This is a genomic window from Enterococcus sp. DIV0712, assembly GCF_050554855.1.
Lineage (GTDB): Bacteria > Bacillota > Bacilli > Lactobacillales > Enterococcaceae > Enterococcus > Enterococcus faecalis.
This window is the reverse complement of record NZ_CP187333.1, coordinates 769,223-786,225: the sequence shown is the minus strand read 5'-3', so window position 1 is coordinate 786,225 and position 17,003 is coordinate 769,223. Positions and strand designations below refer to the sequence as shown.

15 protein-coding genes and 1 tRNA gene are annotated in these 17,003 nt (G+C 37.8%); 1 reads left to right on the top strand and 15 read right to left on the bottom strand.

The window, feature by feature from the left end; genetic code table 11:
• Nucleotides 1-148: 148 nt before the first annotated feature.
• Nucleotides 149-2,794, top strand: coding sequence for a pyruvate, phosphate dikinase (gene ppdK, locus IGL42_RS03800; protein WP_002363418.1), 2,646 nt, complete (start codon nucleotides 149-151; stop codon nucleotides 2,792-2,794).
• Between the two features lie 113 nt (nucleotides 2,795-2,907).
• On the opposite strand, the gene IGL42_RS03795 is transcribed toward ppdK, so the two are convergent.
• From IGL42_RS03795 to IGL42_RS03725, 15 genes are all read right to left on the bottom strand, one after another.
• Nucleotides 2,908-3,240, bottom strand: coding sequence for a putative quinol monooxygenase (locus IGL42_RS03795; protein WP_010710698.1), 333 nt, complete (start codon nucleotides 3,238-3,240; stop codon nucleotides 2,908-2,910).
• 204 nt (nucleotides 3,241-3,444) lie between these two features.
• Nucleotides 3,445-3,518: transfer RNA gene (locus tag IGL42_RS03790), tRNA-Arg, on the bottom strand.
• A 320-nt stretch (nucleotides 3,519-3,838) separates the two neighbouring features.
• The gene (locus IGL42_RS03785) at nucleotides 3,839-5,032 is read right to left on the bottom strand and encodes a GNAT family N-acetyltransferase (protein ID WP_010710699.1); all 1,194 of its coding nucleotides are present in this window, start codon (nucleotides 5,030-5,032) and stop codon (nucleotides 3,839-3,841) included.
• Nucleotides 5,033-5,089: 57 nt separating this feature from the next.
• Nucleotides 5,090-6,484: a glycoside hydrolase family 1 protein gene (locus tag IGL42_RS03780; protein ID WP_185776383.1), complete on the bottom strand. Its 1,395-nt coding sequence runs from the start codon at nucleotides 6,482-6,484 to the stop codon at nucleotides 5,090-5,092.
• An 83-nt stretch (nucleotides 6,485-6,567) separates the two neighbouring features.
• On the bottom strand, nucleotides 6,568-7,845 hold the full coding sequence (locus IGL42_RS03775) for a PTS sugar transporter subunit IIC (RefSeq protein ID WP_002355920.1): 1,278 nt from the start codon (nucleotides 7,843-7,845) through the stop codon (nucleotides 6,568-6,570).
• Between the two features lie 65 nt (nucleotides 7,846-7,910).
• Nucleotides 7,911-8,231 carry a PTS lactose/cellobiose transporter subunit IIA gene (locus tag IGL42_RS03770; protein ID WP_002355919.1) on the bottom strand — a complete coding sequence of 107 codons (321 nt, stop codon included), beginning with the start codon at nucleotides 8,229-8,231 and terminating at the stop codon, nucleotides 7,911-7,913.
• Nucleotides 8,232-8,253: 22 nt separating this feature from the next.
• Nucleotides 8,254-8,580 (bottom strand): PTS sugar transporter subunit IIB, encoded by a 327-nt coding sequence (locus IGL42_RS03765; protein WP_002355918.1) that lies wholly within the window; start codon nucleotides 8,578-8,580, stop codon nucleotides 8,254-8,256.
• A 275-nt stretch (nucleotides 8,581-8,855) separates the two neighbouring features.
• A complete protein-coding gene (locus tag IGL42_RS03760; protein WP_002355917.1) occupies nucleotides 8,856-9,266 on the bottom strand; it encodes a DUF3284 domain-containing protein in 411 nt (136 codons plus the stop codon).
• A complete protein-coding gene (locus IGL42_RS03755; RefSeq protein ID WP_002361416.1) occupies nucleotides 9,266-9,466 on the bottom strand; it encodes a DUF3188 domain-containing protein in 201 nt (66 codons plus the stop codon). Before IGL42_RS03755 ends, IGL42_RS03760 begins: the two co-directional genes overlap by 1 nt.
• A gap of 13 nt (nucleotides 9,467-9,479) precedes the next feature.
• A complete protein-coding gene (locus IGL42_RS03750; RefSeq protein ID WP_002355915.1) occupies nucleotides 9,480-9,698 on the bottom strand; it encodes a hypothetical protein in 219 nt (72 codons plus the stop codon).
• A 43-nt stretch (nucleotides 9,699-9,741) separates the two neighbouring features.
• Nucleotides 9,742-11,205 (bottom strand): PTS sugar transporter subunit IIC, encoded by a 1,464-nt coding sequence (locus IGL42_RS03745; protein WP_002369870.1) that lies wholly within the window; start codon nucleotides 11,203-11,205, stop codon nucleotides 9,742-9,744.
• 141 nt (nucleotides 11,206-11,346) lie between these two features.
• Nucleotides 11,347-11,664, bottom strand: a complete 318-nt coding sequence (locus IGL42_RS03740) for a PTS sugar transporter subunit IIB (protein ID WP_002355913.1) — start codon at nucleotides 11,662-11,664, stop codon at nucleotides 11,347-11,349.
• Between the two features lie 229 nt (nucleotides 11,665-11,893).
• On the bottom strand, nucleotides 11,894-14,599 hold the full coding sequence (locus IGL42_RS03735; protein ID WP_002373633.1) for a sigma 54-interacting transcriptional regulator: 2,706 nt from the start codon (nucleotides 14,597-14,599) through the stop codon (nucleotides 11,894-11,896).
• Between the two features lie 44 nt (nucleotides 14,600-14,643).
• Nucleotides 14,644-15,945 (bottom strand): DEAD/DEAH box helicase, encoded by a 1,302-nt coding sequence (locus IGL42_RS03730; RefSeq protein ID WP_002383417.1) that lies wholly within the window; start codon nucleotides 15,943-15,945, stop codon nucleotides 14,644-14,646.
• Between the two features lie 26 nt (nucleotides 15,946-15,971).
• Complete coding sequence (locus IGL42_RS03725) at nucleotides 15,972-16,970, bottom strand: Gfo/Idh/MocA family protein (RefSeq protein WP_002355910.1); 999 nt, start codon at nucleotides 16,968-16,970, stop codon at nucleotides 15,972-15,974.
• Nucleotides 16,971-17,003 lie beyond the last annotated feature (33 nt).

The following is a 17,003-nucleotide window of genomic DNA, read 5'->3' as shown; positions in this document are numbered from 1 at the left end:
TAAACAAATTGTGCATTCGCTTACAATTATACACATATTTATTGTTTTTTCAACATATTGACAAAAAACTTTTTCTATTGACAAACTTATTTCCGTCCATTATGATGTTTATTGAACATATAAGACACATATTAAACGGAGGTCACGCATGAAAAAGTTTATTTATTCTTTTAACGAAACACACAATGAAGGTAAAGAGACTCTTGGTGGTAAAGGGGCAAACTTGGCAGAAATGACACGCTTAGGTTTGCCGATTCCACAAGGATTCACGATTACAACCCGTTGCTGTATGGACTATTTGGCAGATGCTACTTTCTTTGAAGAACACTTACAATCAGAAATTTTGAAAGCGGTTAAAAATCTAGAAACTGAAACAGGCAAATCTTTTACCGCGGACAATGAGATTCTCTTAGTTTCCGTTCGCAGCGGTGCTGCCTTCTCGATGCCTGGTATGATGGATACTATTTTAAATTTAGGTTTAAATGATCAACGTGTGAAAAAATTTGCGACCTTAACCTCTCCTGGTTTTGCTTTTGATTGTTATCGCCGACTTATTCAAATGTTTGGAGACGTCGTCTATCACATTCCCAAAGAATTATTTGACCAACAAAAAGAGCGCTTGGAACAAGAGCTAAACAAAAAAATTACCGCTTTTCAAGAAGCAGATCATTTTGCCTTGATTGTCCGCTACCAAGAAGTTTTTGAACAACATCAGGTGGTCTTCCCGCAAGACCCTGTCGCACAACTTTTTGAAGCAATCAAAGCTGTTTTTGATTCATGGAATAATCAACGTGCGGTGGTTTATCGAAACTTACATCATATTGCACATGATTTAGGTACAGCTGTCAATATTCAAGAAATGGTTTTCGGCAATCGTGGACTAGACAGTGGCACTGGCGTTGTCTTTACTAGAAATCCGGTCACAGGGGAAAATCAATTATTTGGAGAGTTTCTTTTGAACGCGCAAGGAGAAGATGTAGTGGCTGGTATTCGGACGCCAGAACCCATTCGTCGTTTACGTTTGACTATGCCAAAAGTTTATCAAGATTTTCGCCATTACGCAGAACTTTTAGAATATCATTATCGTGACATGCAAGATATTGAATTTACCATTGAAAATGAAAAATTATATATTTTACAAACAAGAAACGGGAAACGAACCGCCGCAGCTACGGTTAAAATTGCTTTAGACTTAGCCAAAGAAAATCGTATTACTAAACAAGAAGCACTGTTGCGTGTGACACCTGATACGATTGATCAATTAATTCATCCCGTGTTTGATCAAGAGAAACGACAACACATGGAACGTTTAGCTATGGGACTTCCTGCTAGTCCTGGTGCAGCAAGTGGTCAAATTGTTTTTACAGCAGAAAAAGCCAAAGAACTGACCAATCTAGGAAAGAAAGTCATTCTTGTTCGTCAAGAAACTTCACCAGAAGATATTGAAGGCATGGTTGTAAGCGAAGCAATTGTGACCAGTCGTGGCGGAATGACTTCTCATGCCGCTGTGGTCGCACGAGGAATGGGAACTTGCTGTGTGACTGGTTGTGAAAGTTTAACCGTTAATGAAGAAACCAAACAACTACACTGCGGGCCACAAGTCATCTTAGAAGGAACAATCATTTCCGTCGATGGCTCAACGGGGGAAATTTATCTTGGCGAAATTCCTACAATTTCTGCTGATAATAACGATGACCTTCAAGAGCTCTTGTCTTGGGCAGATGCGTACGCTGATTTAACTGTTCGTGCCAATGCAGAAACTACACAAGATTTAGAGACTGCCATCCGTTTTGGTGCAGCGGGGATTGGTTTAGCGCGAACAGAGCATATGTTTTTCGGTGAAGAGCGTGTCTTGGAAATGCGTCGCTTGATTTTAGCAGAGTCTGAAAAGGAAGCAACCTATGCGTTGGAGCAACTTCTTCATTTTCAACAGGAAGACTTTTATCAAATGCTGAAAGTAGTTCAAGACAAGCCCATGGTGGTCCGCTTGTTAGATCCGCCGATGCATGAGTTTTTGCCTCATGAAAAGAATGATATTCAATTATTGGCGAAGCAACTACAACGGTTCCCAGTGACCATCGCCAAACAAATTGAACGGTTACAAGAAACCAATCCAATGTTGGGTCATCGTGGTTGTCGCTTAGGTGTGACCCAACCACAAATATACAAAATGCAAGTTACAGCCTTATTTACTAGTGCCATTCGATTAGTCAAAGAAGGAATTACTGTTTATCCAGAAGTGATGATTCCTCTAATCGCCGAAAAAGAAGAACTTCTCTATCTCAAACGCATTTTAAAAGAAACGATTGACGGTCTCTTTGAAGAACATAAAATGACTCCTTTCCCTTACGAAATTGGGACAATGATTGAACTACCTAGAGCTTGTCTGATTGCGGATCAGTTAGCAGAAGAAGCAGACTTTTTCAGCTTTGGAACAAATGATTTAACACAAATGACCTATGGTTTTTCTCGTGATGATATCGGTAAATTCATTAATACGTATCGGGAAAAGAAAATCATCACCCAAGATCCGTTTCAATCATTAGATCAAACAGGTGTTGGTCAATTGATTCAATTAGCTGTAGAGAAAGCGCGTCGCACTAAACCAAACATGAGTATTGGCGTATGTGGAGAAGTCGGTGGTGATCCGCAATCCATCACATTTTTCCAAACACTTGGCCTAAACTACATCTCTTGCTCACCTTATCGGGTACCTATTGCGAAACTCGCAGCTGCCCAAGCCAAAATTTTAACCGAACCGGCTGTGACTGAAGAACAAATGGTCCTTCTTTAATTTAACGTGTGTAACAAATGATTCATCCTTACAAGATAAAAAGTGCTAGGAACATCAGTCGAAACGATTGATGTTCCTAGCACTAAATTTTAAGATCAATGATTGCACTCTGGTTATTTTCTTATAAACGCAGCATCTTTTGTCACGGGGTCTGTTACATCTGATACATATCTTTCTACTTTCATATGCAAATCATATTTTTCTCTAAGTTCCGTAATACGGGTCATCATTGGAGAAGCGTGGTGTTTGTCTAATGCTTCCTGATCTGTCCAACTATCAATCAGCAGAACTGTCTCTTCATCGTCCATTGGAAAAAAGTATTCATAGCGACTATTCCCTTTTTCTGCACGAATCGCCTCTACAATTCCGCTGGCAATCATTTCTTTGGCAAATTCTCTTGCACCTCCATTTGTCCCACTATAATAAATATTTATAGTAATCGCCATCTGTCTTCCCCCTTAAATTTACTTGCCTTTTTACATTCCCAACTAAGGTTATTCAGCATTTTACTGTGTTTTTCTGTGTTCGAAATCACTATAATATAGCAATTCTGTTTTGTAAAGAAAAATAGAATTCTAAAATTTTTGGCACATTTTTGGCACAAAAAAAATAAAACACCTATCAAACCAACATTTGAAAGGTGTTTTTTACGTTCCCGACTGGAATTGAACCAGCGACCTACCGCTTAGGAGGCGGTTGCTCTATCCTACTGAGCTACGAGAACAATCTGTTTTAATTTTAGAAGTCTTCACTACATCTGTCAATAGACAAAAAGAAAGTATCCCGCATAAACAATTATGCGAGATACTTTCTTTCAGTGAAACACGTCGTTCGTTTATCTATTATTTTTTTTGCCGCCGATCAAGAATCATTTTTCCTAAATAATAAAGTCCTGTCGCAATAGCTATATATTGCCCAATTTTATTATTGCGTGCAACTTTTTCTTGTTTCGTTTTCGCCATTGTCCCCATCACCTTTCTAAAATAATTCTTTTTACATTTTTATTATAGTAGGTTCTGTCATTTTTTGCGAATAAACACACTTTTAAAAATAATCTTCTAAAATTGGCATGCCTTTGACTAAACGTTGGCCTAAACGTTGAACTGTCGTTGCGTCTCCTTGCAAGCGTTCATAAAAAGATAACGTCTCTGCTGAACGATAGCCCAAGAATAGTTGCGTCCACGTTTGGATATCTGCTTTCAAAGCAGCAGTCCCTTCTTTTTCCGCAGCACCTTTAGTCACTGTTGCTTTTCCTTGTTCGTCAATTGTGATTGTCCAAATGCCTTCATTCCATGGCCCATAGGAATCTTCAATCTCTAAAGAATACGTTTCTTTTTCTCCTGATTGAAATGGATACTTTTCCAGAAATGTTTGTAACTCAACGATTCGTGCCATCATGTAAGGTAAAATTTTTACAGAAGCTGCTGGCGTTGGCATTAAATCATTTAAATCTTTTCCAGCAAAACCATTAATCCAATGGAACGATTGAACGGAACCACTATGTGAGCCAATAAACCCAGCTAAAGCTTTAAAAGCTGTATTAGTTAAATAGTTCCATTCTACGATTTCAAAGGTGCCAGCAGCTATCCGATAAATCACATAGCCTTCTGCTTTCCCTTCTGACGAATAATAAATCGCTTGATTATTTGGTTTACTTGCACGATTCAGCGTATAATCCAGCCACCAAGTTTCACGGATCACACCACCAGAGTGCGCTCTTTGATTTTCAAGGTATACGTCTTTAATGACCTCTTTACCGTCAGCCCAAGAAACTCGTTTAATGGTACCTGGAACTCGTTTAACACGTGGCCAATCTTCCGTTTTAATTGTATACTCCGCTTGTTCAAATGTTTGTTCATAGCCATATTGACGATAAAATGGATATGAAAACGGTGCTAAGTAAGAAAGGGCAACCTTTTGTTTCGCTAAATCAGCCAACATTTCTTTCATAATAGCAGAGATGCCGCCTTCACCACGATATTCTGGATAAGAAGCCACATAGCCAATTCCAGCCATGGGATAGCTGACACCATGGAAATTCACTTGAAAAGGTGTCGCCATCACTTGACTTGTTAATTGCTCATCAATTAGGAAGCCATAGCTTTGCGTATGTGACAACAATTTTTCAAAACGTTCTTGGCGTTCCGCCGTGGGTTCCTGATTAAAAGCATAGATAACAAGATCAAACATCTCTTTCATTTCTTCTTTGCCCATTTTTTTGACTCTTTTAGTTGTCATTTTCTTTCCTCCTCGCACATTGTATCAATTCATTTTATCACAGAAACGATTCTCTTTCTAAAAGCCGTTATTTGCTGTCATTTCTTTGAACCAACGACCGCTTTTCTTAATGGTCCGTTTCGCATCATCATCTAAATCCACAGCAATTAAGCCGTAACGATTTTTATAGGCATTAAGCCAAGACCAGTTATCCATACACGTCCACATATGATATCCTTGAACATTACTACCTTCTTGAATCGCTTGGTGCACCCATTTCAAGTGATCTTGCACGAATTCAATCCGATAATCATCTTCAATGACTCCTTGTTCATTGACAAAGCGTTCTTCTCCTTCTACGCCCATGCCATTTTCTGAAATGTAGCAGCGAATGTTGCCATAATTTTCTTTTAAATTCATTAATGTATCATAAATACCTTTTTCGTAGATTTCCCAGCCACGGTAAGGATTCATTTTTTTGCCAGGCATATCGTAGACATCATAAAAATCTTCTGGAAGTAAGCCTTCTGGTCGTGTTTCAACAGGTGTTTCTTTTGCTTTGGCACGACGTGGTTGATAGTAGTTTACTCCTAATAAGTCCACAGTATTTTCAGCAATTATTGCTAAATCTTCTGGCGTTGTTTCTGGCAATAAGTCATTTGCTTTCGCCCAAGCAACCATATCTTCTGGAAAATGACCTTTAACAGCCGGGTCTAAAAACGAACGGTTAAAGAAACCATCGACAAATTTAGCCGCATTTACATCGGCTTCGTTGTGCTCATCACGAGGATAAGTCGGCGTTAAGTTTAAAATAATGCCAATTTCACCTGATAAGTTCATAGAGTGATAGACGGCAATCGCTTTGGCACTAGCTAAAGCTTCATGATAGAGTACTTGAATCCCTTCTTTTAGATTCACTTTATCAGGATAATGCCAGCCATAGAGATAACCACCTTCAACTGGTACAATTGGTTCATTGTGCGTAAACCATTTTTTCACGCGATCGCCAAACAATTCAAAACAGGTTTTGGCAAAGTCAACATACAAATCAACCACTTCACGGCTTTCCCAACCGCCTTTTTCTTGAAGTACCATCGGCATATCAAAATGATACAAGTTCATAAAGGGCTCAATCCCGTGTTCTAATAAATCATCAATGACTTGATTATAAAAATCAACTGCTGTTTGATTGACTTTTCCTGTTGTAGGATCTGGAATTAAACGGCTCCATTGAATGGATGTTCGAAAAGAGTTATGTCCCGTTTCTTTCATTAACTGAATATCTTCTTGGTATTTTTTATAAAATTGTGAGGTCTTATCTGGACCGACTTGTTGAAAAAATTTTTCTGGCGCTTCTTGATACCAAAAATCCCAAATATTTTGACCTTTACCATCACCTTCAAAAACGCCTTCTGTTTGAGGACCGCTGGCTGCAGAACCCCACCAAAAATTTTCTGGAAATTGATATTTCATGTTGTTTGCTCCTTTACGATTTAATCATTAAAAAAAGGATTGAACCCTCCGTAAGAGTCCGGACGATTCAATCCTTCGATTTTTTACTCAGCTGCTTCTGCGGCTGCTTCTTGTTTCAAGTATTGATCTGTTGCTACTTTTACGAAAGGCATGTAGATCAAAATAGAAATCAATAAGTTAACAGCTGCTAAAACTCCGCCGGCGATACTCTTCGTTGCTAAAAATCCGCCAATAATTGGTGGTGTTACCCAAGGTGGCATAAAGGTTGCAGCTGGTACTAAACCAGTTGCTGTCGCCACATACGCAACAGTTACAAGAACCATTGGGACTAAAATGAATGGGATAAACATAATTGGGTTTAAAACAATTGGTAAACCGAACATGACTGGTTCATTAATATTAAATAGTCCTGGTGCTAAACTTAAGTTTGTAATGACTTTGTATGGTTTGTTACGACGACCTACGATAAAGATAGCAATTAACAGACCTAATGTTGCCCCTGTTCCACCTAAGTTTACAAATGAATCAAAGAAAGGTTTGTTTACAATATAAGGAATTGCTTTACCTGCTTCTAAAGCTTTAATGTTCGCATCAATCGCTGGTACGTTGATTGTTTGCATTAATGGGTCAACCATGTTGGCACCATGTAAACCAAAGAACCACAAGAATGGTGTAATGAAAGCTAACAATAATGCTGATGGGTAGCTGTTTGCAAGTCCCATAAATGGTTGTTGAACTGCTTCGTAGAATGAAATAACGATATTGTCAATTCCTAAAGCAAATAGAATTGATGTAATTAAACTAAATAAACTGATTGTAATCATTGCTGGTAATAATGCCGCAAATGATTTTGCTACTGCTGGTGGTACACCATCAGGCATTTTGATAACTAATTTAGGATTGCCAGATAAACGTTGGAATAGTTCTCCTGAAATAAGTGCAATAATCAAAGCAATAAATAATCCAGTTGCGCCCATACCTTCTAAGCCGCCAACTGCGAAGAATGAAGCTACAGAAACTGTACCGGCTGCAATGCCGTCTTTTCCATAAGATTTAACTAAATTGTGTGCTACTAAAAAGGCTACTAAAACGGCAAAGATTGCGAATGTACCGTTCCAAATGTTGCCACCAAAGCTTTTCCAAATTGGTGCATCGTTATACATCATTGGGAAAATTTTGTTTAAAAAGTCCTCATATCCTGGAATTGGAATATTATTAATTAATACCGCCAAAGCCCCTAAAATCATTAATGGCATCGTTACGACAAACGCGTCACGAATTGCTACCAAGTGCCGTTGCGCTGCGATTACTGACGCTTTCGGCATAAAGTGTTTCTCCATCCATTGAACAAATCCGTCCATTGTTATTCCTCCTAATTAACGCTTTCTCAAGCGCGTTTTTCTTATAAGACGCATTGACAACGAGATTACTCGTTATCAATACGGCGATAAAGATCGATAATTTCTTTTGCTAAATCTGTAAATGCAATCGCAGTCATTAAATGATCTTGACTGTGCACTGTTAACAATGTTACTTGCATGTTATTGCCTTTTGCTTCTTCTGTTAACATTCCTGTTTGCGAATGATGTGCATGTACAAGTGATTCTTCTGCATCTGCAATTTTTTTGTCTGCTAATTCAAAATCCCCCGATTTTGCTGCGGCAATCGCTTCCATTGCATCGCTTTTAGCATTTCCGCCATACATGATTAAACCCATGATTGCTTCTAAGTTCTGTTGTCCGTCCATTACCTCTACCCCATTTTCTGCTCTAGTTTGATGATCCCATTAATGAAATTGCTTGATCTAAAACTTTTTCGCCATTCATCATGCCATAGTCCGCCATGTTAATTACATCTAAAGGAATCCCTTTTGGTTGTAATTTTTGTTCAAATTGCCCTTTCATGAAACGAACTTGTGGGCCTAATAATAAAACATTTACCTCTTTATTTTCCAAGTTTGTATCTGCTTCAGAAGCCGATACTGCAAAGATGTCTGCTTCCATGCCACGATCTTCTGCTGCTTTTTGCATTTTTGTTACTAATAAACTTGTGCTCATTCCTGCGGAACAAACTAACATAATTGTTTTTTTTGCCATTTTCCTTCATCTCCTAAATTCTCTTTGTTTTGCTTTACACCTTTATATAAGCAAGAAGCGTGCCAAGTTTTAACACATTGAAAACCTTGATATGACAACGTTTTTCAACATGGAAAGCGTGTACACACTAAAAATAAAACGATTACACACAGCTTTTTTGTGTGCGTTTCCAAAATAATAGGGCCACAAAAAAAAGTGAGCGATAAGTCGAAACGACTCATCGCTCACTTTCTAAAGCTGAAGAGAATCAACTGGACAAAAGCCGCTTTTTCCCTTTAAGCAGTTTCCATCATTTTAAGCATTTTATAAAACTGTTTCTTTTTAAAATAACTTAAAAAGATACCTAATACTGCATCATTCAGTTTTTGTAACGCCCCATAAGAAACCATTGTTTCTGTATAACGCAGTTCACAGCTTTTTTCATCAATTGGCTGTAGCTCATACCGCACCGAGAAATCATTTTTAGTTGTGGATGTTCGAAATTGATAGGTCTTATTTTCTACAGCTTCTTCAATAACTATTTTCGCGCGACTATTTTTACTATATTCTTTGATATATTCAAACTTACGTAACTGCTTTCTTGTAAGAGTTTTGCCTGTTTGCTTACGGATATCAAAAATAACAGAATTCATTAATTGCGTGTAAAATTCATCTGCTGAAATAGTTAATGTTTTCGTAATTTCCATTACCGTTTCACCTCATCCTTTGTCGCCTCTTCTTCAGCAACTTTTTTTCCTTTAAAAAACAGGTAACCACCAAGTCCAATGAGAAAAATCCCCGTTGTCAGACTTAATAAATCATAGTTTAAGGAGCTGGGATTCAACGAATACAAAACAATCAAGAAGCCAATACTACATAAAAATAATCCATTTCTAATCATTTTCATCCATCCTATCTTTTTAGACTACCGTTGCTTGGAAGTATAAAACGCCACCCCAAGGTTGTTCCTTAATCAGCTGTTTTGCAACTTGTGCAGCAGTTTCAGGGTCTCCTTCAACTTCAAAAAATAACTTAATACCATTCTTTTCTTTAAAAGTAAATGTTTCATTTTCCCCTTGATATGCCTCTAATAAAGTAATAATTTCCTCTTGCTTCATTGCACTTGCAATCGAAATCATGCCGCTTGCTCCTTTCTATACAAGTAATTGCTGTTTTTATTGCTTATTGCTCTCTTTCGCCTAATGCAGGATCCATTTTGTTAGCAGCGATAACAAACGGTGTCCAAATCAAGAAAGTGACTACCATACATACCAACGCTACGATTGGTGCGCGCCAGTCGGCACCTGTCGCTAAGAAAGATAATAGCAACGGCGGTGTCACCCATGCGACTTGTTGAGAAACTGGGGCGACTAGCCCAAGATACGTTGCAACCCAGCCAATTGTAGTAGCAACTAATGGCGCAATTACAAATGGAATAAACATAATTGGATTAAGAACAACTGGTAAACCAAACATAATCGGTTCATTGATATTAAAGATCCCAGGTCCTAATGATAATTTACCGACTGTTAAATAATCTGCTCGTTTGGAGAATAACAAGATTGCAATAATTAGGACAATTGTACCGCCTGAACCACCAAACCAAGCAAAAGCATCAAACGAACCACGGACCCACATGTAGGCTTTACCGTCGTCAATAGCGGCTAAAACCGCAGCTGTTCCTGTTTTTCCTTCATAACCTTTTTGGAAAATATCAATATTGATTAATTGTGCTTGTCCCCAAATTCCTTCAAGAACTGGTGCCAAAACGTTTGGCCCGTGGATACCAAAGAACCAGAAAATTTGAACAAAAACCGTTACGATTAACACAGCACCTAGTCCTTGTGATAACCCAAGGAACGGTTCCGCGATATATTTTTGAATTAAGTCAATTAATAATTGACCGCCTGAAAGTTTTGACACCGTAAAGTTAATAATTGCTACGACATACAATGCGATTGTTGCTGGTAAAATTGCCGCAAACGCTTTTGAAACTGCTGGTGGAACAGAATCAGGCATTTTTATTGTTAAATCCGCTTGCATTAATTTACAAAAAATAATAGTTGATAAAGCCCCCATAATCATCACCGTAAAGAAAGCGTTACCATTTAAATGATTAAGATTTAACCAACCCCATGGATTGACAGTCAATTGATTATTAGCAATTGACGCACCAATTTCTGCCCCATTAATTGCGTTGGCAATCTTTTCTGGCACTTTTACAGCTAATTCAGCTGTGTTATTTGGTGCAAAAGCAACACCTGAAATTAAGGTAGCTAAACTGACAATCCCACCAGCTAGCTCATTCACATTGTATGCTTTCGCTAAGTTATAGCCCCAAGAAAAAGCGAAAATCAAACCAGCGATAGCCAATGTACCATTCCAAACAAAACCATTAATCCCAATGATGACATTCAATACTGCAAAAATACCTTTGTCTGCTTCCAAACTTGCCGCATAAGTTGAGACAAACTCTTGGGGAAGATCTCGAATAATTGCGTTAATCATTACGGCGACTGATCCAGCCATTGTCGCAGGTAATGTACCAATAAAAGCATCCCTTAGTGCCACCAGATGTTTCTGTGCACCAATTTTTGCGGCAGTTGGTAAGATATATTTTTCCATCCATGCCATTAATCCGTTCATTTTTATTCCTCCTGTATCCATTTATATTTATTAAAAAGGCAGTAGCCTCATTAAACGAATGAATCGAGCGTACAAAACAAAACCTTTGGTAACATGCACTATCCTTATTTGCTATTCACTTTTCCTAAACGTTTTAATTCCTTATCCCATTAATGAGATTGCTTGATCTAAAACTTTTTCGCCATTCATCATGCCATAGTCCGCCATGTTAATTACATCTAAAGGAATCCCTTTTGGTTGTAATTTTTGTTCAAATTGCCCTTTCATGAAACGAACTTGTGGGCCTAATAATAAAACATTTACCTCTTTATTTTCCAAGTTTGTATCTGCTTCAGAAGCCGATACTGCAAAGATGTCTGCTTCCATGCCACGATCTTCTGCTGCTTTTTGCATTTTTGTTACTAATAAACTCGTGCTCATTCCTGCGGAACAAACTAACATAATTGTTTTTTTTGCCATTTTTTCTTCATCTCCTTAAAAGTTATGACGTTATACACTTTATTTATAGCAATAATTGTGCCAAGTTTTTTCCTCACTAAAATACTGATATAACAGCTTTTGTCATCGAAAAAAGCGTGCACACACTAAAAGAAAACGCTTACACACATGAAATTGTGTGTAACTTACAAAAAGAAAACATCAAGAAAAAAGAGAGCGTTTTCTCATTTCTTGATGTTTTTTTTATTTATTATTGTTTACTTTTAATTTCATTTTCTAAAAACATTTGGGTAACATGCGCAACTTCCGCTTCTGGAATCGTCACACGATACGCCCGTTCAATTAACATAAAATTCGTGCGTACGACATCGATTTCTAAACGATGTGTTTTAACATATTCCGCTAAGTTTGGAAAATTTCTTGTTTCTTCTCCTTTAATTAAAGCATCTACCAGAAAAGCCAAATGAATCATGATTCCGGCATCCACCCCTGGTTCAACAATAATATGCATGTCTGTTTGTATTTGATGAACTGTTTTTTGTAACATGAGAATTAATTTTTGTAAGGAGTCCACAGAAGTAATGACGCCACTTAGTGAATGAACAATTGTATCAATCGCCACTTCATCACTAGCAATCCGTTTCAGTACATTTAATTTTTCATCATCAAAAATATCATAGACGGAAAAGAAGGGAATATTTTGATATTCAACATCCACAGTTCCCGCAATGGCCTTAATTTCATATTCTTCCATCAAGTTGTCGATATGTTTTTTAAATGTTTCTCGTTCAATAAATTGCATTTGAATCAGTTCCACTTTTGTTTCATCAATAACTGGTAAGATTCGTTGGTATAGTTTTGCGGCAACCCCTTCTCCAGTAAAGCACGTCACGATTACTGCTTTTTTTACGTTTTGACGTTTTTGCAGACTAGAACGAAATTGTTCTCTCACAACGCTTTCAAAAGAAAGTTGAATATTTTGGTAAATGTCCTCTAAACTTCGTCCCACGCTTGCCATTCGAATAGCTTCTAAGACAATCATTGTGCTCGTCATTGTAATCGCCTTTGTTCGGATACCTGTTTCTTCAAACAACATATTTCCAAACGAATTTAATGAACCCATATCCGTCAGTAATAAAATCCCATTATTTAACGATTCTTTTTGCGTAATTACTTGGTTTCGTAATTGTTCATACATTGTTTGAACTTCCATCGTTAACGGCATATTCATCGCTGTTCCGATTGACGTTCCTAAAAGTTCTTGGGCGGTTTTCAACATACTTGAGGCAGTAGAATCCCCATGCATTAAGACGAACACACCAACATTATTTTCTGGAGTTCTTTCTTCTTTACCGACATTAATAGATAAAAACATACTAATAAAGCCAATTTCATCGAAAGGAATCTCTATGTTGTTCTCTTCTTCAATAATAGAAGATAAATCTAAGGCTACTTGAAATTCTTTTTTCATATTTTTACGGACATTATTTAAATCAGGATGGACAATCACATGACCTTCTTTGACACGTTCAATCGTACTTTGTAAATGAAGCGCAAAGGCAAAGCGCGCAGTTTCGTTGTACGTGTGTTCCAAACGCTCTTCTGCGATATCATAAAGACGATTCGTTAAGTCCCAAATAGCTTCTGGTAATAACTCCTTATGTAAAGAATGTTGGGTTAATTCTTCGACATAATTTTTAAAATACGCATTCATATCTTTAGAAATCAATTCTTCTAAATCAACATTTTCTAAGTCAGCTTCAGACAAGTCAGCGACTTTTTCTTCGATTTCATTGTAAACTTGCATGTCTCTAGCTGGATCTTGCGACCAAACAATTTTGTTGGTACCTGGTTGGAAAGATAAATAATTACTTTTACTGTCGACAAATTGATCTAAGCGCTCAGGTACTTCTTTAATTTTTAATAATCCTTTTTGGACAGGTAACGACAAATCCCGTTTACGGATAACCAAGTGTTCTAAATTGTGCGTCCGATAATAAAGAAATGACTTAGCACAAACTAATTTTAAGTCCCGCTTCACCTGACCAATATTTCCTTCTGCATCGTATAACATAAAAGCCAAAACTGCTTCGCGTTCGATATCAATTTGTTGGCCCAAACGTGTTGCCTCTTGCTGAATAAATAACGAAATGATGGCATAACGCTCATCTAGCGTCCGTGCATCTAAAGATGGTAATGTAATCGACATCGGAATCCGCCGATTAAAAGTGGTTAAAAAGTTTTCTGAGGATTCCGTTGTCGCACCAATAATTTGAACAGAGGCTTCATAGGTTTGGCCACTTTCTCCTAATGGACGGTACACGCCTTTATCAATAAACGTAAAGAGCATTTCTTGACCTTCTGGCGGTAAACGATGAATTTCATCTAAAAAGAGAATCCCGCCATCTGCTTTTGCCATTAAGCCTGGACTATCTTCATTCGCACCAGTATAGGCGCCTTTTTTTACGCCAAAGATATGACCAAATAATAATTGTGGGTTTTGTGCATAATCAGCACAATTAAAAGAGACAAAAGGGGCATCTTCATCTAAGGTTTTTGAATCAATTGCAAAACGGTACATACATTCAGCAAAAAGAGATTTCCCTGTTCCTGTTTTCCCAAAAATAATCGTATGCAAACCTCTTGGTGGATATAAAATAGCCGCCTTGGCCTGCTGAATACTCACTTTTAAAGAATCATTGGCACCTACTAATGTGTCAAAACTAACAGAGGTGGACTCATCTACATGGACTTGTTCTCCTTCATTGATTGTTGGCACTGAATAGATAACAGGACGTCCAGTACTTCTAGTAATTTTCTTTTCTTTGAATAATTCATTTAAATAACGGCTGGCATTACTGCGATCAATCATTAACTGTTCTGCTACCGCTCCTGCCGTTAAGCCAGTTTCATTTTTTTGAAGTAACGCTAAGATTTCTTCCTTCCGAGATTTCATGGAATCCTCCTCGATACAACGTTCTGCTTGAAGCTCGTAAAGCGTTATTTCTTCGCTTTACGAGCTCCTTTATTTTTCGTGTTTTTCTTTTTGTTTTTCTTCTTTTTGCGTGTTTCTTGTGGTTCTTTGACAACAGAATTTACTGTTTCTGGTTTTCTTTCTTTCGTACTCTTTTTTTCTGAAGACGTATCTTTGACTACGTTCTTTTTTTCTAGTTCATCTTTGGCTTTTGGCTGCTCATGAAGTGCACCATCATATAAAAAGATTTCCTGATAAGGAATGGCCAATTGTTTCATCAAACGTTGATAATCCCTTTTGGTGCCATCGTTGATAAACGTAATCACTGCCCCTTGTGCACCCATCCGGCCAACGCGACCAGAACGATGAATATAGCTCTCTTCGGTTAAAGGAACATCTACGTTTACGACGTAAGGGACCCCAGTGAAATCTAAGCCCCGTGCCGCAATATCCGTGGTTAATAACAACTTCACTCGTTCTGCTTTAAATTGATCGATCGCCAATTTACGCAACTGTTTACTTTGATCTGAAGCCAGACCAATAGCCGGAACATTCTCATAAACTAATTTTTCTTCTGCTGCACCTAAATCAGCAACTTGATTGAAAAAGACCATGCTTCTGAATGCTTCTGTATGGGCCAAACGACGTAAGTAATCAGCTTTTTTTCTTGGTGCTAACCGAATAAAGTAGTGGGCGACTTGACCTGCTGAAGTATCTTCTTCCGTCACATCAATCACCTGTAATTTTTGACTTAAAGATTGCGCTTGATTCACGACACGATCAGCAGTCGCTGAATAAAAGACAAGTTGGTATTCGGTTGGTGTGTGTGTCAAAATTTGTTTGGTTAAACTTAGCTCTTCCTCTTGGAAAAGTTGATCAACTTCATCCATTACAATTGTTTTTAACAACTGAGCTTTGACTTTTTTGTTCTTCATTAACTCTAAAATCCGACCTGGCGTTCCGATTAACACTTCGGGACGTTTTTTTAACTTGTCAATCTGGCGTGAAACATTTGCCCCGCCGATTAACGTTTGAACCGTTAATTGAAGTGGTTTAGCCCAAGTCCGAGCAACTTCAGCAATTTGCATAGCTAATTCTTGAGACGGAGCAATAATCAACAATTGATTTCCCTGTCCTTTTTCAACAGTTAAGAGTAAAGGCAGCATGTAAGCAAGTGTTTTTCCAGTTCCTGTCGGCGAAATTCCTAAAACATTTTCTCCTTCGCGAAGGGGCGTAAAACTTTTTTCTTGAATTGTTGATGGTTCGTTAAAGCCAGAAGCTTGCCACTGTTCTTGCCAAGCCTCTGGAAGTTGTTCTAAAAATCTCATATTGTTCCTTTCCTATCGCTTAATTCTTATTTATCAGCATCAAAAATAATGCCGGCACTATGACGTAAATCAGTGACTACTTTATTGACATTTCGAGCAAGCTCAACCCATTCTTCATACTTGGTGCCCCAATACTTATCTGTTGGGTTATTTAAAACTGCTGCAAAATCACGGGCTTCTTCAATCATTGGATTATCGGCTACTTGAATATCTAAGACATCACGTTCTTCATGTGCGCGATCATGGTACTCAGCCGAAGAAATAGCATTGACACTATCTAAAATCAAGGTCCCGTTTTCAAAGTAAATTTCGGATGGCGCAAAAGAATCACTAATTTTCCCAGTGTTTAACGTCACGTCAAACTGATCATAACGTAAAATAATTGTTCCTAAGCCATCGACACCTGTCGCAATTTTACTAGCAAAATAATGGCTTTCGTTTGGTACGCCAAACCAACCTAAGGCTGCATAAACTAAATAAACGCCTAAATCCGCTAAGGCCCCCCCAGAAAAATGAGGAGAAAAAATATTTGGCTCTTTGCCTTCTAATACTTGATCATAGCGAGAAGAATATTTCATATACGTAAAATTCGCACCTAAAATTTGGTTTTTTAATGGCAATAATTCAGCAATTTTTTGGAAACTTTGCTCATGAATATTACGGGCCGCTTCAAAGAAATACACACGATTTTTATTCGCTAATTCAATAATTTCTGCCATCTCATCAGGCGTTGAAAAAGCTGGTTTTTCAACAATTACATTTTTTTTCGCTAAAATTGCTTGCTTCGCTTGTTCAAAATGTAATGAATTTGGTGAGGCAATATAAACCGTATCCATATGTGCAATACCAAAAAACGTCTCTAAATCAATTGCATATTCCACATCCCCATAGCGAGAACCAAATTCTTGTGCCGTTGCTAGTTTCCGAGAATAAACAGCCGTTAAATCATACGCACCCGTTTCTAAAGCTGCTGCAACAAATTGATGACTAATCCAATTGGTACCAATTACGCCTAAATGTATCATAATCAAAAACCTCCATTTTTTGTTTATTTACTC

What these genes read in the sequence shown, in the direction of transcription:
- IGL42_RS03755 (WP_002361416.1), bottom strand. Translation starts at nt 9,466, where the DNA reads ATGAAAATGATTAGAAATGGATTATTTTTATGTAGTATTGGCTTCTTG.
- IGL42_RS03780 (WP_185776383.1), bottom strand. Translation starts at nt 6,484, where the DNA reads ATGAAATATCAATTTCCAGAAAATTTTTGGTGGGGTTCTGCAGCCAGC.
- IGL42_RS03735 (WP_002373633.1), bottom strand. Translation starts at nt 14,599, where the DNA reads ATGAAATCTCGGAAGGAAGAAATCTTAGCGTTACTTCAAAAAAATGAA.
- IGL42_RS03740 (WP_002355913.1), bottom strand. Translation starts at nt 11,664, where the DNA reads ATGGCAAAAAAAACAATTATGTTAGTTTGTTCCGCAGGAATGAGCACG.
- IGL42_RS03770 (WP_002355919.1), bottom strand. Translation starts at nt 8,231, where the DNA reads ATGGACGGACAACAGAACTTAGAAGCAATCATGGGTTTAATCATGTAT.
- IGL42_RS03725 (WP_002355910.1), bottom strand. Translation starts at nt 16,970, where the DNA reads ATGATACATTTAGGCGTAATTGGTACCAATTGGATTAGTCATCAATTT.
- ppdK (WP_002363418.1), top strand. Translation starts at nt 149, where the DNA reads ATGAAAAAGTTTATTTATTCTTTTAACGAAACACACAATGAAGGTAAA.
- IGL42_RS03765 (WP_002355918.1), bottom strand. Translation starts at nt 8,580, where the DNA reads ATGGCAAAAAAAACAATTATGTTAGTTTGTTCCGCAGGAATGAGCACA.
- IGL42_RS03785 (WP_010710699.1), bottom strand. Translation starts at nt 5,032, where the DNA reads ATGACAACTAAAAGAGTCAAAAAAATGGGCAAAGAAGAAATGAAAGAG.
- IGL42_RS03750 (WP_002355915.1), bottom strand. Translation starts at nt 9,698, where the DNA reads ATGATTTCGATTGCAAGTGCAATGAAGCAAGAGGAAATTATTACTTTA.
- IGL42_RS03795 (WP_010710698.1), bottom strand. Translation starts at nt 3,240, where the DNA reads ATGGCGATTACTATAAATATTTATTATAGTGGGACAAATGGAGGTGCA.
- IGL42_RS03760 (WP_002355917.1), bottom strand. Translation starts at nt 9,266, where the DNA reads ATGGAAATTACGAAAACATTAACTATTTCAGCAGATGAATTTTACACG.
- IGL42_RS03745 (WP_002369870.1), bottom strand. Translation starts at nt 11,205, where the DNA reads ATGAACGGATTAATGGCATGGATGGAAAAATATATCTTACCAACTGCC.
- IGL42_RS03775 (WP_002355920.1), bottom strand. Translation starts at nt 7,845, where the DNA reads ATGGACGGATTTGTTCAATGGATGGAGAAACACTTTATGCCGAAAGCG.
- IGL42_RS03730 (WP_002383417.1), bottom strand. Translation starts at nt 15,945, where the DNA reads ATGAGATTTTTAGAACAACTTCCAGAGGCTTGGCAAGAACAGTGGCAA.